At 74.4% G+C, this 15,612-nt stretch carries 13 protein-coding genes and 1 riboswitch; of the genes, 10 read left to right on the top strand and 3 right to left on the bottom strand.

Annotation, left to right across the window (positions count from 1 at the left end; all coding sequences use genetic code 11):
* Nucleotides 1–25 precede the first annotated feature (25 nt).
* Together ACIRB7_RS31990 and ACIRB7_RS31985 are read left to right on the top strand one after the other, a co-directional pair.
* Nucleotides 26–916, top strand: coding sequence for a neutral zinc metallopeptidase (locus tag ACIRB7_RS31990; RefSeq protein ID WP_403605777.1), 891 nt, complete (start codon nucleotides 26–28; stop codon nucleotides 914–916).
* 68 nt (nucleotides 917–984) lie between these two features.
* Complete coding sequence (locus ACIRB7_RS31985; RefSeq protein WP_403605774.1) at nucleotides 985–1,386, top strand: VOC family protein; 402 nt, start codon at nucleotides 985–987, stop codon at nucleotides 1,384–1,386.
* A 7-nt stretch (nucleotides 1,387–1,393) separates the two neighbouring features.
* On the opposite strand, the gene ACIRB7_RS31980 is transcribed toward ACIRB7_RS31985, so the two are convergent.
* Together ACIRB7_RS31980 and ACIRB7_RS31975 are read right to left on the bottom strand one after the other, a co-directional pair.
* Entirely contained in the window at nucleotides 1,394–2,815 is a 1,422-nt protein-coding gene (locus ACIRB7_RS31980) for a hypothetical protein (RefSeq protein WP_403605771.1), read from the bottom strand.
* A 137-nt stretch (nucleotides 2,816–2,952) separates the two neighbouring features.
* Nucleotides 2,953–4,080, bottom strand: coding sequence for an alpha/beta hydrolase (locus tag ACIRB7_RS31975; protein WP_403605768.1), 1,128 nt, complete (start codon nucleotides 4,078–4,080; stop codon nucleotides 2,953–2,955).
* Nucleotides 4,081–4,519: 439 nt separating this feature from the next.
* Here ACIRB7_RS31975 and ACIRB7_RS31970 point away from each other — a divergent pair, with 439 nt between their 5' ends.
* The 7 genes from ACIRB7_RS31970 to ACIRB7_RS31940 all read left to right on the top strand — a co-directional run bounded on the left by ACIRB7_RS31970 (nucleotide 4,520) and on the right by ACIRB7_RS31940 (nucleotide 13,066).
* Nucleotides 4,520–5,788, top strand: coding sequence for an anion permease (locus ACIRB7_RS31970; protein WP_403605765.1), 1,269 nt, complete (start codon nucleotides 4,520–4,522; stop codon nucleotides 5,786–5,788).
* A 12-nt stretch (nucleotides 5,789–5,800) separates the two neighbouring features.
* Nucleotides 5,801–6,022, top strand: coding sequence for a hypothetical protein (locus ACIRB7_RS31965; RefSeq protein ID WP_073806560.1), 222 nt, complete (start codon nucleotides 5,801–5,803; stop codon nucleotides 6,020–6,022).
* 121 nt (nucleotides 6,023–6,143) lie between these two features.
* A riboswitch (cobalamin riboswitch) is annotated at nucleotides 6,144–6,276 on the top strand.
* A gap of 33 nt (nucleotides 6,277–6,309) precedes the next feature.
* On the top strand, nucleotides 6,310–7,293 hold the full coding sequence (locus tag ACIRB7_RS31960) for a cobalamin biosynthesis protein (protein ID WP_403605762.1): 984 nt from the start codon (nucleotides 6,310–6,312) through the stop codon (nucleotides 7,291–7,293).
* The gene (locus ACIRB7_RS31955; RefSeq protein WP_403605759.1) at nucleotides 7,290–8,798 is read left to right on the top strand and encodes a cobyric acid synthase; all 1,509 of its coding nucleotides are present in this window, start codon (nucleotides 7,290–7,292) and stop codon (nucleotides 8,796–8,798) included. The genes ACIRB7_RS31960 and ACIRB7_RS31955 overlap by 4 nt, the downstream gene beginning before the upstream one ends.
* 208 nt (nucleotides 8,799–9,006) lie before the next feature.
* Nucleotides 9,007–11,052 carry a putative cobaltochelatase gene (locus ACIRB7_RS31950; protein WP_403605756.1) on the top strand — a complete coding sequence of 682 codons (2,046 nt, stop codon included), beginning with the start codon at nucleotides 9,007–9,009 and terminating at the stop codon, nucleotides 11,050–11,052.
* On the top strand, nucleotides 11,052–11,660 hold the full coding sequence (cobO, locus tag ACIRB7_RS31945; protein ID WP_403605753.1) for a cob(I)yrinic acid a,c-diamide adenosyltransferase: 609 nt from the start codon (nucleotides 11,052–11,054) through the stop codon (nucleotides 11,658–11,660). The genes ACIRB7_RS31950 and cobO overlap by 1 nt, the downstream gene beginning before the upstream one ends.
* Entirely contained in the window at nucleotides 11,654–13,066 is a 1,413-nt protein-coding gene (locus tag ACIRB7_RS31940; RefSeq protein ID WP_403605750.1) for a cobyrinate a,c-diamide synthase, read from the top strand. The genes cobO and ACIRB7_RS31940 overlap by 7 nt, the downstream gene beginning before the upstream one ends.
* Nucleotides 13,067–13,068: 2 nt before the next feature.
* Here ACIRB7_RS31940 and ACIRB7_RS31935 read toward each other — a convergent pair whose 3' ends face one another.
* Nucleotides 13,069–13,797, bottom strand: coding sequence for a ZIP family metal transporter (locus ACIRB7_RS31935; protein WP_403605747.1), 729 nt, complete (start codon nucleotides 13,795–13,797; stop codon nucleotides 13,069–13,071).
* A gap of 66 nt (nucleotides 13,798–13,863) precedes the next feature.
* Between ACIRB7_RS31935 and cobC the strand changes: the two genes are divergently transcribed.
* Nucleotides 13,864–15,486 carry an Rv2231c family pyridoxal phosphate-dependent protein CobC gene (gene cobC, locus ACIRB7_RS31930; protein WP_403605744.1) on the top strand — a complete coding sequence of 541 codons (1,623 nt, stop codon included), beginning with the start codon at nucleotides 13,864–13,866 and terminating at the stop codon, nucleotides 15,484–15,486.
* The last annotated feature ends 126 nt before the right edge of the window (nucleotides 15,487–15,612 follow it).

Raw genomic sequence — 15,612 nt, 5'->3', positions numbered from 1 at the left:
GCGGTGACGCGGAGGGCGGTGGACCGTGCAGTTCGACGACAACGCCGATCTGGACACCTCGGAGGTACGGGACGTCCGGAGCAGCCGCATCCCGGGCGGCAGGGCGACCGTCGGCGGCGGCATCGTCGGCTTCATCGCGCTGATCCTGGGCGTGCTCTTCGGGGTGGGGCCGGATCAGCTCGGGCTCTCCACGGGCGGCGACGAGCCGGCGGCCAGCTCCTCCTCGGCGGCCCAGGTGAACCAGGCATGCCGGAAGGGCTCGGACGCGAACACCCGCGAGGACTGCCGGATCGTCGCCGTCGTCAACAGCGTCCAGGACTTCTGGCGGAGCGAGTACGCGCGCCGGGGCGGCACCTACGGGAGCGCCGCCACCGTGATGTTCAGCCGGCGGGTCGGGACCGCGTGCGGCACCGCGACCTCGGCCGTGGGGCCCTTCTACTGCCCCGGCGACCGGCAGGTCTATCTGGACCTGGGCTTCTTCGAGGAGCTGCGGACCACGTTCGGGTCGAGCGGCGGGCCCTTCGCGCAGGCGTACGTGGTGGCGCACGAGTACGGCCACCACGTCCAGAACCTCATGGGGACCCTGAGCCGCGCCCAGGACGGGCGGACCGGCGCGGACTCCAACGCCGTGCGGGTCGAGCTCCAGGCCGACTGCTACGCGGGCGTGTGGGCCCGGCACGCGACCACCACGCCCGACGACAGGACCGGCCGGCCGCTGCTGACCACGCTCACGGACGCGGACATCCGGGACGGCCTGGACGCGGCGGCCGCGGTGGGCGACGACCGGATCCAGGAGAAATTCCAGGGCCGGGTGACACCCGAGAACTGGACGCACGGCTCGGCGGCGCAGCGGCAGCAGTGGTTCTACGAGGGCTACCGGACCGGCGACATGGCCCGGTGCAACACCTTCCGCTGAGTTGTCGGTGGAGACTGCCAGACTGAGACCCAGATCACATGCGGCTCCATCGAAGGGAAGTGATCGGGATGGCTGAGGCCCCCCACATCTGTCCGACGCTGACGTACGAGGACGCGAAGGCGGCGATCACCCTGCTCACCGAGGGCTTCGGCTTCGCCGCGACCGCCGTGTACGAGGGCGAGGACGGGCAGATCGCGCACGCCGAGCTGTCGTACGGGAACGGCATGGTGATGCTGGGCAGCAAGGGCACCGGCAGCGAGTTCGACAAGCTGATGACCGGCGCGGGCCCGGTGGGCGTCTTCGTGCACGTCGACGACGTGGACGAGCACCACGCGCGGGCGGTCGCCCACGGCGTCGAGATCGTGATGCCGCTCAAGGACCAGGAGTACGGCTCCCGGGACTACATGGCCCGGGACGCCGAGGGCAACATCTGGAGCTTCGGGACGTACACCCCCGGCGCCGCGGAGTAGCCCGCCGTCACGCTCCCCCGGTGTGGACCTGGAAGGCGGCCCGGCGGACCGCCTTGGCCAGGGCCGGGTCCGGGTGGGCGGCGGCGAGGGCGACCAGGACCTGGACGGTACGGGGATGACCCACCGCCCGGATCTCGTCGAGCAGCGCCGGGACCGTGCCCTGCACCGCCGAGTCGAGGTGCCGTACGAGGAGTTCGCTCTCGCCGTGGTCGGCGACGGCCGCCGCCGTGTCCACCCAGAGCCAGGTCGACTCCTCGCGGGTGAGGACCTCCTGGGCGTCGTCGGGGTCGGCGCCCTCGTACTCGGCCAGCCAGAGCAGCGCGTACGGCCGCAGGGAGGGCTCGGCGACGGTGGCCCGCACCTCGGCCTCCGCGGGGGCCCCGACGACCCGGAGCGCCTCGAAGGCGAGGCCGCGCAGCAGGGCGTCCTCGCCCCGGGCGACGGCGAGGAGTTCGCTCACGGCGCTGGAGAGGGTGCGGGCCGCGAGCCAGGCGCGGTACTCGGCGCGGGCCGGTCCCGGGGTGAGCCGGGCGCAGCCGCGGAGCATGTCCCCCGCGGACTGCTCGATGTTGCCCGCGGGGCTCTGCGCGGCGACGCAGATCTGCTCCAGCTTGACCCAGACCGCCCAGTTGCCGAGCGGGGTCAGGGTGGCGTGACGCCCCTCCGCGCCGGGGTCGAGGGTGAGCGCGCCGACGGCCGCCAGGCCTTCGAGCGCCCAGTCGAGGAGGGCGGGAAGCCCGTCGGTGCCGTTGTCCGCGCCGGGGGCGCCCGCCGTCTCGGTCGCCGGGTCGGCGGCCGGGACCTCGCAGCGCTCCTCGCGCAGCTCCTCGACGCGCTGGCCGAGCAGGTCGAGGAGGGCGGGGACGAGGACCGGGCCCTGGGAGAGCTGGAGCAGCGAGAGCACCTGCGGGACGGCTTCGACGACCTCGGCGACGGCGCTCGGCTCGACGTCCTCGGGGGCCGGGTGGACCAGCGACCAGGCGTCGAAGAGGGCGACCCAGCCGCGCAGGACGGCGGAGTCGTCGCGGTCCCAGGCGTGCAGCCGCCAGCCGGGGCGTGCGGTGTCGCCGTGGAGCTCGACGAGCCCGGCGAGGCGGGCCCGGTCCCAGCCGGCGCGGACCTGGCCGGGCGTCAGGTCCAGTGCGGCCGCGGCCCGTTCCTGGGCGGTGACGGGCCCGTGGCCGGTGCCGGCGGCCGCTTCGGCGCCGCGCTCGACGGCGGCCCAGCGGGCGATCCGTACGGCGTCGGCGAGGACGTGCCGGGCCTGGCGGGCGAGTTCCGCGCGGGGCGGAGTGCCCTCGGGCGGCCGCGGCGCCGGCCGGGTGCGCCGGGTCGTCACGGCCCGTCGGGCGGTGGCGAGCGCCCGTGGGCGGACGAGTCGGAGTCTGGAGTTGCGCGCCAATGGTTCATCGGGCTTTCGAGACGTCACGGGAGCAGTCTTCCCGCTGACGGCCCGAAAGCCCAATCGGAATCGGCCGGGCCGCCGGAAGGGGCCCGGGGGCGGGGCCCGGGCGGGGGTTCCGGAAGCGGGCGCGGAGGCGGCGCGGACGAGGTGGCGCGAAGGTTCTAGAGGAGCGGGGTGAGGAAGCGGCGCAGGGACTCCTCGTAGCGGACGGGGTTCGCGTTCCACATGGCCGCGTGCGGGGCCTGCCGCACCGTCTGCAGGGAGACCAGATCGGGTCGGCGGGCCGCGAGTTCGACGGACGGCTCCCAGGGGGCGATGGTGTCGTCGGGGCCGTGCAGGAGGAGGACCGGGACGCGCAGGGCGTCGGGTGCGGAGGCGGCCCTGAGCAGGTCGCCGTGCGGTCCCGTCCTGCCCTGGGCGGCGCGGACGGCGAGCGGGAGCAGCGGGGCCGGGACGTGCCGGGCCGCGGCGAGGTTGCGGATGGTGGCCTCCCAGTCCAGGACCGGGGAGTCGAGGACGAGGCCGGCGATCCGGTCGCGCACCCCCGACTCGGCGGCGGCGCGCAGGGCCATGGAGGCCCCGGTCCCCCAGCCGTGCAGGACGACGGTGGCCGCGCCCCGGCGGATCGCGTACCGGATGGCGGCGTCGACGTCGCGCCACTCGGAGTCGCCGAGCCGGGCCAGGCCGTCCGGGGCCGCGGGTGCTCCTTCGTCGCCGCGGTAGGCGGGGACGAGGACGGGGATCCTGCGGCGTGCGTAGAAGGGGACGACGTTCAGCGGGTGCTCGCGGGTGGTGCCGAGGCCGTGCAGGGCGATCACCCAGGTGGGGCGGGGTCCCGCCACCAGCCACGCGGGCAGGGGGCCGAGCTCGCCGGGGATCTCGACGTCCTCGTGGGCGAGCCCGAGGGCGCCGAGCGGTGTGCCGCGGTGCAGCTGGGGGGTGAACCGGACGCGGGCGCCGGGGCCGAGCGCCCCGAGTTCGACCCGTTCCAGACGCCGGACGACGGTGTCGGCGGTGTGCGGGACCCGGTCGAGGACGGGGCCGACGACGGCGTGCAGGTCGTGGCCCTCGAGTCCGTACGTACCGGGGCGCAGCGAGGCGAGGCTGCGGGTGAGGGTGATCCGTTCGGCGCCGGTGGCGTGCACGGTGAGTCGTGGGTCCCCGGGCAGGGGTGGTCCGGACGGCGCCTTGAGGGCGACGTCGCTGGCGTACCGGCCGGCCGCGACCGCGGCCGCGCCGACACCGAGCAGGGTGGTGACGGCCGCTGCCGTCGCTGTAGCCGGGCGCACGCTCCCAGTGTCGGCAGGGTGGGGGCGGCCTGCCACCGGGCGGACCCGGCCGGGGGCGGGCATGGGCTTCTTCCGGCCATTCCGGGAAGGACGCGAGGGCCCGCCACGGAGGCGTCCGGCGGATCTGACCACCCTCCCCGGGCCACTCCGGCGAGTGACGTGGGTCTCCTCCGCGGGGTCGCCCGGTCGGGTGGTGCGGTCCAGGGAGCGGAACCGGGTGGCCGGGGAGGAACCGGGGCAGGTCGTACGTGCCCCGTGAAGACCGGGATTACCCGGGGTTGCGGGGTGACCGCATCGTGGACAGCTCACCCGCCGGAACCGTAAACGGAATCCCTTGGCACCGGATTGGGTCACCACAGCGCCCGACCCAGTTCACCTTCCGTTCACTCAGGTTGCCTACGTTCGGCTAGCCACTGACGTCAAACGATTGCCTGGGTAAATGGAACACATCACGCTGCTGCTCGCCATTGTGGTCGTGACAGCTCTCGTGTTCGATTTCACGAACGGTTTCCACGACACCGCCAACGCGATGGCCACGACCATCTCGACCGGTGCCCTCAAACCGAAGACGGCGGTGGCCATGTCCGCCGTGCTGAACCTCGTCGGCGCGTTCCTGTCCGTGGAGGTCGCCAAGACGATCTCCGGCGGGATCATCAACGAAGAGGGCATTCGCACAGAAGTGATCTTCGCGGCGCTCGTGGGCGCCATCCTGTGGAACCTGCTGACCTGGCTCCTGGGCCTGCCGTCCAGCTCGTCCCACGCCCTCTTCGGCGGCCTCATCGGCGCCGCGGTCATGTCGGCCGGCTGGTCCGCGGTCAACGGCCCGACCATCGTCACCAAGGTCCTCATCCCCGCGATCGCCGCGCCGCTCGTCGCCGGTCTCGCCGCGATGCTGGCCACGAGGCTGACGTACAAGATCGGTGCGAAGACCGACGCGAAGCACACCGCCAAGGGCTACCGGGTCGGCCAGATCGCCTCCGCCGGTCTCGTCTCCCTCGCCCACGGCACCAACGACGCCCAGAAGACGATGGGCATCATCACCCTGGCGCTCGTCACCCAGGGCGTCGTCGCGCCTGGCTCGAACCCGCCCCTCTGGGTCATCGTCGCCGCCGGTGTCGCGATCGCCCTCGGCACCTACCTCGGCGGCTGGCGCATCATCCGCACCATGGGCAAGGGCCTCACCGACCTCCAGCCGCAGCAGGGCTTCGCCGCCCAGACCAGCGCCGCGACGGTCATCCTGGCCTCCTCGCACCTCGGCTTCTCCCTCTCCACCACCCAGTCCTGCTCGGGTGCCGTGATGGGCGCGGGTCTCGGCCGCAAGGGCGGTGTCGTCCGCTGGTCGACCGCGACCCGGATGTTCGTCGCCTGGGGTCTGACCCTGCCCGCCGCGGGCCTGGTCGGCGCCGGTGCCGAGTTCCTCACCAAGCAGGGCCCCTGGGGCATCGCCGCCGTCGCGGTCCTCCTGGTCGGCGGTTCGGCCGTCATCTGGTCGCTGTCCCGCCGCAAGCCGGTCGACCACCACAACGTCACCGCCGACGACCTCGACGCCGAGCCCGCGGGTGTGGTGACCACCGCCATGGCGGCCGTCACCCCGCCGCCCACGGCCGGTTCCGTCGCCGCCGTCGCGGACGAGGACCTCAAGACCACCATCCCCGCGCCGGTTCCCACCGACCCGGCCGCCCCCCAGGCCCCCGCCGCAGCGGTGTAAGGAACGAACGACATGAAGATCGACTGGGCAGCCCTCGGCTCCGTCTTCGGAGTCAGCCTCGTGGCGACCGTCGCCCTGGTGGGCCTCTTCACCCTCGGCATCATCGGCCTCTCCAAGCAGGAGCAGGCCGCCGCGCAGGGAGGCTCCGCCACCCTGGCCCGCACCGGTGCCTACGCCTGCTTCGCCCTGTGCCTCGCGGCCGTGGCGTACGGCATCTACCTGATCGTCGTCTGACGGTCCCGCAGTCCCCCGGCCGGGCGGTCCGCACCTTCGGGTACGGGCCGCCCGGCCGTCGTGTTTGTGGTGCTTCGCACAGTGACGCGGTGCAGGTCAAGGGTGAGTTGACGGCTGTTCCCGGGCGTGGTGGACTGCCGAGGCCATTACGGCGGCAGTAGAGGAAGTCCGGTGCGAATCCGGCGCGGTCCCGCCACTGTGACCGGATCCGAAGGGTCCGGGAGTCAGGAACTCTCGCCGCCGGTCACGTCGATCCAGGGCGCGGACCCTGAGTGAGGACATGCGCCATGCCCGGCCGCGGCCGCAGACCGTTCCGACCTTTCCGATCCCCCGGTGACTTCGCGTTCGGCGCGGCCGCCGGTCTCGCCGTCGACCTGCTCGTCGGAGACCCCCGCCGCGGACATCCCGTCGCCGCCTTCGGCCGGGCGGCCGCCGCGGTCGAGCGGCGCCTCCACCACGATCATCGCGGCTGGGGCGCCCTGCACACCGCCGTCTGCGCCGGCTCCACCGCCGCCCTCGGCGCGTTCGCCGCACGGGCCGTACGGAACCGGCCGGCCGCCTCCGTGGCGCTGACCGCCGTCTCCGTCTGGGCCGTCGTCGGCGGTACGACCCTGGGCCGGGAGGCCCGCGCGATCGGCGGGGCGCTCGCCGCCGGCGACCTCGACGTGGCCAGGGAACGGCTGCCGCACCTGTGCGGGCGCGACCCGCAGTCCCTCGACGGGCCCGCGATGGCCCGCGCGGTCGTCGAATCGGTCGCCGAGAACACCTCCGACGCCGTCGTCGGCGCCCTCTTCTGGGGCGCGGTCGCGGGCGTGCCCGGCCTGCTCGGCTTCCGGGCCGTCAACACCCTGGACGCGATGGTCGGCCACAAGTCGCCCCGCCACCGCCGCTTCGGCTGGGCCTCGGCCCGGCTCGACGACGTGGCCGGCTGGCCCGGGGCCCGGCTGACGGCCGCGCTCGCGACGGTGGCGGGCGGCGATGCGCGCGGGGCCGTACGGGCCTGGCGGGCGGACGCGGCGAAGCACCCGAGCCCCAACGCCGGCCCGGTGGAGGCGGCCTTCGCGGGGGCGCTCGGCGTACGGCTCGGGGGGACGCTCTCGTACGACGGGCGGGTCGAACACCGGCCGGTGCTCAACGGGGAGGGGCGGCCCGTCGAGGTCGCCGACATCGACCGGGCGGTGCGGTTGTCCCGCCGGGTCACCGGACTGACCCTGGCCGCCTGCGTGGGCGGCCGGTTGCTCGTGAGCGCGTGGAAGCGGAGGAACGCATGAGGGGTGGGGGGCTGCTCGTCGCCGGGACCACGTCCGACGCCGGCAAGAGCGTCGTGACGGCCGGCATCTGCCGCTGGCTGGTCCGCAAGGGCCTGAAGGTGGCGCCGTTCAAGGGACAGAACATGTCCCTCAACTCCTTCGTGACGAGGGAGGGCGCGGAGATCGGCCGTGCGCAGGCCATGCAGGCGCAGGCCGCGCGTGTCGAGCCGACCGCGCTCATGAATCCGGTGCTGCTCAAGCCGGGCAGCGACCGTTCCAGCCAGGTCGTCCTGATGGGGAAGCCGGTCGGTGAGCTGAGCGCCCGCGGCTACCACGGGGGGCGGCAGAAGGAACTGTTCGAGCCGGTTCTCGCGTGCTTGGAGGAGCTGCGGAGCACGTACGACGCGGTGATCTGCGAGGGCGCGGGCAGCCCGGCCGAGATCAACCTGCGGCGCACCGACATCGTGAACATGGGTATCGCGCGGGCCGCGCAGCTGCCCGTGGTCGTGGTCGGGGACATCGACCGGGGCGGGGTGTTCGCCCAGTTCTTCGGCACGACGGCGCTGCTCTCGCCCGAGGACCAGGCGCTGGTCGCGGGATATCTGGTGAACAAGTTCCGGGGTGATGTGACCCTGCTCGAACCCGGGCTCGACATGCTGCACGGACTTACCGGGCGCCGGACCTTCGGCGTCCTGCCGTACGCGCACGGGCTCGGCATCGACGAGGAGGACGGGCTGCGGGTCTCGCTGCGCGGGACGGTCCGCGAGTCGGTCGTGGCGCCGCCGGTCGGCGCGGACGTCCTGCGGGTCGCCGTCTGCGCCGTACCGCTGATGTCCAACTTCACGGACGTCGACGCGCTGGCGGCCGAGCCGGGTGTGGTCGTGCGGTTCGTCGACCGGCCCGAGGAGCTCGTCGACGCGGATCTCGTCGTCGTGCCCGGCACACGCGGGACGGTGGCGGCGCTGGCGTGGCTGCGGGAGCGGGGCCTGGCGGACGAGCTGGCCCGGCGCGCGGCCGAGGGGCGGCCGGTGCTCGGCGTCTGCGGCGGCTTCCAGGTGCTCGGCGAGCACATCGAGGACGAGGTCGAGTCGCGGGCGGGCGCCGTCGACGGGCTCGGGCTGCTGCCCGTACGGGTCCGGTTCGCGCGCGAGAAGACCCTGGCGCGGCCGGTCGGTGAGGCGCTCGGGGAGCGGGTGGAGGGGTACGAGATCCACCACGGGGTCGCCTCGGTCGAGGGTGGGGAGCCGTTCCTCGACGGGTGCCGGGTCGGCGCGGTCTGGGGCACGCACTGGCACGGCTCGCTGGAGAGCGACGGGTTCCGGCGGGCGTTCCTGCGGGAGGTCGCGGCGGCGTCCGGGCGGCGGTTCGTGCCCGCGCCGGACACGTCGTTCGGCGCGCTGCGGGAGGAGCAGCTGGACCGGCTCGGGGACCTGATCGAGGAGCACGCGGACACGGACGCGCTGCTGCGGCTGATCGAGGAGGGGGCCCCGACGGGGCTGCCGTTCGTGCCGCCGGGGGCGCCGTGAGCGCGGGCGCGCTCGGTGCGGGCCGAGGTCGGTGCCCGGGCGCGGGCCGGCGGGAGTGCGCCCGGCCTGCGGCCGGGCCGGGGTTCCCACCCGCACCACCCGTGCGGCAGGACGAGAACAGTGCGGGTGGCCCCTGTGGTCGGTCTCTCGCCGTCGGCGGCCGCAGGCCGTCGTCCGCACATCAGCGATCCGAAGGAGTGACCCACCGATGAGCACCCGGTTTCCGTTCACCGCCGTTGTCGGCATGGACGATCTGCGGCTTGCCCTGCTGCTGAACGCGGTGAGCCCTGCCGTGGGCGGTGTGCTCGTGCGGGGGGAGAAGGGGACCGCCAAGTCCACCGCCGTCCGGGCGCTCGCCGATCTGCTGCCGGCCGTGCCGGTGGTGGCCGACTGCCGGTTCAGCTGTGATCCCGCCTCGCCCGACGCCGGCTGCCCCGACGGGCCGCACTCCGACGCGCCCTCGGCCGAACGGGCCGCGCGGATGGTCGAGCTGCCCGTCGGGGCCTCCGAGGACCGGCTCGTCGGCGCGCTCGACATCGAACGGGCGCTCGCCGAGGGCGTGAAGGCCTTCGAGCCCGGGCTCCTCGCCGACGCGCACCGCGGCATCCTGTACGTCGACGAGGTCAACCTGCTCCACGACCACCTCATCGACCTCCTGCTCGACGCCGCCGCCATGGGCTCCTCGTACGTCGAGCGTGAGGGTGTCTCCGTACGGCATGCCGCCCGCTTCCTGCTCGTCGGGACCATGAACCCCGAAGAGGGCGAGCTGCGGCCGCAGTTGCTCGACCGGTTCGGGCTCACCGTGGAGGTCGCCGCCTCGCGCGAGCCCGAGCAGCGCGTCGAGGTCGTCCGCCGACGGCTCGCCTTCGAGGACGACCCGGCCGCGTTCGCCGCGCGCTGGGCGGGCGAGGAGGCCGAGCTGCGCGGCCGGATCGCCACCGCCCGCGCCCTGCTGCCGCAGGTGACGCTCGGGGACGCCGTCCTGCTCCAGATCGCCGCGACCTGCGCCGCGTTCGAGGTGGACGGCATGCGCGCCGACATCGTCATGGCCCGCACCGCGACCGCGCTCGCCGCGTGGGCGGGACGCACCGACGTCACCTCCGACGACGTACGGCAGGCCGCGCTGCTCGCCCTCCCGCACCGCCGGCGACGCTCGCCCTTCGACGCGCCGGGCCTCGACGAGGAGAAGCTCGACGAGACCCTGGAGCAGTTCAAGGGCGATGGCGACGAGCCCGAGCCCGAGCCGGATGGGCCTGGGGATGGGGGGCCTGACGGTGGCGGTGGCGGGGTTCCGCCGCAGGGTGACGGGCCTGACGGGCCCGCGCCCGAGTCCGCCGAGGCGCCGGAGAACGCCCCCACGCCGGAGAACGCCCCCGCCCCGCAGCCCTCCGGCGCCGGTGAGCGCGCCGCCGTCCAGGCCTCCGAACCCTTCCGTACGAAGGTCCTGAGCGTGCCCGGTCTCGGCGAGGGCGCGGCCGGGCGCCGCTCCCGGGCCCGTACCGAACACGGCCGTACCACCGGATCCGTACGCCCCCGGGGCGCGCTGACCAAGCTGCACCTGGCCGCGACCGTGCAGGCCGCCGCCCCGCACCAGAAGGCGCGCGGCCGGACCGGTCCCGGGCTCGTGGTCCGGCGGGACGACCTGCGGCAGGCGACCCGGGAGGGGCGGGAGGGGAACCTGGTGCTGTTCGCCGTGGACGCCTCCGGTTCGATGGCGGCCCGGCAGCGGATGAGTGCCGTCAAGGGCGCCGTCCTCTCCCTGCTGCTCGACGCCTACCAGCGGCGCGACAAGGTCGGTCTGATCACCTTCCGGGGCCGTGACGCCGAGGTCGCGCTGCCCCCCACCTCGTCCGTCGACGCGGCCGCCGCCCGCCTGGAGAAGCTCCCGACCGGAGGTCGTACCCCCCTCTCGGCCGGGCTCCTCAAGGCCCATGACGTCCTTCGGGTCGAACGGCTCAGGGACCCCTCGCGCCGCCCGCTGCTCGTCGTCGTGACCGACGGGCGGGCCACCGGCGGCGGCGCCGACCCGGTCGCTCTCGCGGCCCGCGCGGCGCGGCTGCACGCCTCCGAGGGCACGGCGGCCGTCGTCGTGGACTGCGAGACCGGACCGGTACGCCTCGGGCTCGCCGGGGAACTCGCACGCGAACTCGGCGGCACCGCCGTCACCTTGGACGAGCTGCGCGCCGACTCGATCGCCGGCCTCGTCAGAGACGTCCAGGGACACCACAAGACCACTGCCAGGAGGGCCGCTTAATGCCGCAGGGACAGCCGACCGCCGTACCCGACGACGGTCTCACCACCCGCCAGCGCCGCAACCGCGCACTGGTGATGGTGCACACGGGCGTCGGCAAGGGGAAGTCGACCGCCGCGTTCGGCATGGCGCTGCGCGCCTGGAACCAGGGCTGGCCGATCGGGGTGTTCCAGTTCGTCAAGTCCGCCAAGTGGAAGGTCGGCGAGGAGAACGCCCTCAAGGCGCTCGGCGAGACCGGCAAGGGCGGCACCGTCACCTGGAACAAGATGGGTGAGGGCTGGTCCTGGATCCAGCGCGAGGTCGCCGAGGGCGATCAGTCGCACGAGGAGAAGGCCCGCGAGGGCTGGGAGCAGGTCAAGCGGGACCTCGCCGAGGAGCGGTACAAGTTCTACGTCCTCGACGAGTTCGCGTACCTCCTCCACTGGGGCTGGATCGACGTCAAGGAGGTCGTGGAGGTGCTCCGCGACCGTCCCGGGCACCAGCACGTCGTCATCACCGGCCGCAACGCGCCGCAGGAGCTCGTCGACTTCGCGGACCTCGTCACCGACATGTCCAAGGTCAAGCACCCGATGGACGCCGGTCAGAAGGGCCAGCGGGGCATCGAGTGGTAGCACGTCTCGTCATCGCCGCGCCGTCGTCGGGCGCGGGCAAGACCACGGTCGCGACCGGCCTGATGGCCGCGTTCGCCGGCCGTGGGCTCGCCGTCTCCCCGCACAAGGTCGGCCCGGACTACATCGACCCCGGCTACCACGCCCTGGCGACCGGCCGGCCGGGCCGCAACCTCGACGCGTACATGTGCGGTACGGGGCTGGTCGCGCCGCTCTTCGAGCACGGGGCGCGCGGCTGTGACCTGGCCGTGGTCGAGGGCGTGATGGGCCTGTACGACGGGGCCGCCGACCAGGGCGAACTGGCCTCCACCGCGCAGGTGTCGAAGCTCCTCAAGGCGCCGGTGGTGCTCGTCGTCGACGCGTCGTCGCAGTCGCGGTCGGTGGCGGCGCTCGTGCACGGGTTCGCGTCCTGGGACCCGGAGGTGCGGATCGGGGGCGTGATCCTCAACAAGGTCGCGACCGATCGGCACGAGCATCTGCTGCGGGAGGCGCTCGGGGAGTCGGGGGTGCCGGTGCTCGGGGTGTTGCGGCGGGCGCCGGCCGTTGCGACGCCTTCGCGGCATCTTGGGCTTGTGCCGGTGGCCGAGCGGCAGGCTGCGGCGGTGTCCGCGGTGGCGGCGCAGGCGGAGCAGGTTCTTGCCGGGTGCGACATGGAGGCGCTGCTGGCACTTGCTCGGTCGGCGCCGGAACTGCGCGCCGAGCCGTGGGTGCCTGAGGTGGTGGGGCGGCTGCACGCCGGTGGTTCCGGTGTGCCCACCCGTTCCGCCCCGGCGGAACGCATGCCCACACCGGTGATCGCCGTCGCCGGCGGCGCCGCCTTCACGTTCTCGTACGCCGAGCACACGGAGCTGTTGCGGGCTGCGGGTGCCGAGGTCGTCACCTTTGATCCGTTGCGGGACGAGGCGCTTCCCGAGGGGACGAGTGGGCTCGTCATAGGGGGTGGGTTTCCCGAGATGTACGGGGCCGAGCTGTCCGCCAACGAGCCGCTGCGGAAGGCCGTCGCCGAGCTCGCCGCCTCCGGGGCGCCGATCGCCGCCGAGTGCGCCGGGCTGCTGTACCTGGCGCGGTCGCTCGACGGCACGCCCATGTGCGGGGTGCTCGACGCGGACGCGCGGATGTCCTCGCGCCTCACGCTCGGGTACCGGGACGCCGTCGCCGTCAGCGACAGCGTGCTCGCCCCCGCCGGGGCGCGGATGCGGGGGCACGAGTTCCACCGCACGGTGATCGAGCCGGGCTCCGGGGCGCAGGCCGCCTGGGGGCTGCGGCAGCCGGAGCGGCGCGTGGAGGGCTTCGTACAGGGGGGTGTGCACGCCAGTTACGTCCACACGCACTGGGCGGGCGCCCCCGAGGTGGCCGCGCGGTTCGTCGAGCAGTGCGTCGAGCGGTCCGCGGGCGGTCCGGTCGCATGAGGTCAGCCGCCGGAGACGCCCACCACGAGCCAGATGAAGGCCACGCCCGCCACCGTGCACAGCACGGTGGAACGGGCGGGGTGTTCGTGGTGGGCCTCCGGCAGGATCTCGGCGGCCGCCAGATAGAGCAGGGCGCCGCCGAAGAAGCCGAGATAGCTGCCGAGAAGTTCCTCCGGAAGGGTGAACAGCAGGGTGGAGGCGGCGCCGACGATCGGGGCGAGGGCGTCCGCGACGAGCATCCCGACGGCCCTGCGGCGCGCGTTCCCGTAAAGGCTCGTGATCGTGTACGTGTTGAAGCCGTCGGCGAAGTCGTGGGTGATGACGGCGACGGCGACGGTGGCGCCCATGCCGCCGCCGACCTGGAAGGCGGCGCCCAGGGCGATGCCGTCCATGAGACTGTGTCCGACCATCGCCGCGGCCGCGGTGAGACCGACCTGCGGGACCCTCTCGTCGGCCCCGACCCCGTGCGCCGCACGGCGGACGGCGAGCAGGCGCTCCACGACGTGGGCGAAGAGGAAGCCGCCGACGAAGAGCAACAGGGCCTCGGGGACGCCGAAGACCGCGGCGCCCGCGGCCTCCAGCGCCTCCGGCAGCAGGTCGAGTCCGACGACGCCGAGCATGAGTCCGCCGGCGAGACCGAGGACGAGGTGGCGCCGGTCGGTGACGCGCCCCGCGACCCAGCCGCCGAAGAGCGTCATGAGGAACGCGCCGAGCGCGACGACCACAGCCATGGGGCTTTGGTACCGGATCGGGGGGCGTCCGCGCACCTCGGTGTCGGGGCCCGGCCGGGTGCCCCGGTGGACGAGGTGCTCGCCCTGGTCGACGCGGTCCTGCGGGAGGCGGGGCTGAGGCGCGCGGACGTCCGGTCGCTCGCCACGCTCGACGCGCGGGCGGCGGAACCGGGCCTGGCGGGGGCGGCGGCGCTTCTCGGCGTTCCCGTACGGGGGTTCGCGGCCGAGGAGCTGGCGGCCGTGTCCGTACCGCATCCGTCGGCGCTGCCGCTGGCGGCGACGGGCACGGCGTCGGTGGCGGAGGCGGCGGCGCTCCTTGCAGCGTCGGCGGCGGAGAGCGACGGGGGCACGCGGGCGCGTGGGGGTGGCGGGGGCGGGCCCGGCGGCGGGGCCGTGGGCGGGGCGGTCGTCAGGGCCGGCGGCGGGGGCACCCGCAGAATCGTCGGCGGGGCCGTCCTGCTCGTGCCGAAGCGGAAATCCCGGCGCGTAACGTGCGCCCTCGCCGCTTCCGTCCCGTTTCGTCCGAACGAAGACGCCTCAGGCGTACGGTTGTTGCCCCTGGCGCACGGGTACATCGCAGGCGAGCCTGGCTCACCCCCCACCATCCCCACCCCCCACACGACGGCGGCCATGGACATGCATACGCATACCGACGCCCACGACCTGCGCCACCACGGTGACGCCGAGGTCCGGGACGACAAACTCATCGATCTGGCGGTCAACGTCCGGACGAACACCCCACCGGACTGGCTGCGGGAGCGCATCGCCGACTCCCTGACCGGACTCGCCGCCTATCCCGACGGCCGGGCCGCGCGGGCGGCGGTCGCCGAGCGGCACGACCTGCCGTCGAACCGGGTGCTGCTCACGGCCGGCGCGGCGGAGGCCTTCGTGCTGCTCGCCCGGGCGCTGCCGGTGCGGCGGCCCGTGGTGGTGCATCCGCAGTTCACCGAGCCGGAGGCGGCGCTGCGGGACGTCGGTCACGACGTGGGGCGGGTGCTGCTGCGCGAGGAGGACGGTTTCCGGCTGGATCCGGCGGCGGTCCCCGAGGACGCGGATCTGGTGGTGGTCGGGAACCCCACGAACCCGACGTCCGTGCTGCACCCCGCCGCCTCGATCACCGCGCTCGCCCGCCCTGGCCGGATCCTGGTGGTGGACGAGGCCTTCATGGACGCGGTGCCGGGCGAGCGCGAGTCGCTGGCCGGGCGGACCGACGTGCCGGGCCTCGTGGTGCTGCGCAGCCTCACCAAGACGTGGGGGCTCGCGGGGCTGCGGATCGGGTACGTACTGGCCGAACCGGACACGGTCGCGGCCCTGGAGCGGGCCCAGCCGCTGTGGCCGGTGTCGACGCCGGCCCTGGTGGCGGCGGAGGCGTGCATGTCGCGGGGGGCGCTCGCGGAGGCCGAGCACGCGGCGCACCGGATCGGGGTGGAGCGGGCCCATCTGCTGGCGGGGCTCGCGGAGTTCGACGAGGTGCGGACGGTGGCGGGGTCGGAGGGCTCCTTCGTGCTGATCCGTATCGACGGGGCGGACGCGGTCCGGGAGCGGCTGCGGTCGCTGGGGTTCGCGGTCCGCCGGGGCGACACGTTCCCGGGGCTCGACCGGAACTGGCTGCGGCTCGCGGTGCGGGACCGGGTGACGACGAACCGCTTCCTCCAGGCCCTCGACCAGGCTCTGTTGATCGGCGGATAACCGCGGACAGCGGGCAGGTGCGGGGAGGGCGACGTCGTCACCGTCGCCCTCCCCGCAGCCGTCCCGCGCCCCCCGGCGCCGTCCCCTTTCGGCCGTCCCCCCTCGGGCCGGTCAGCCCCGGGCCGT

This window comes from Streptomyces sp. NPDC093795 (assembly GCF_044764665.1).
Lineage (GTDB): Bacteria > Actinomycetota > Actinomycetes > Streptomycetales > Streptomycetaceae > Streptomyces.
This window is presented reverse-complemented; position numbering and strand designations above follow the sequence as displayed.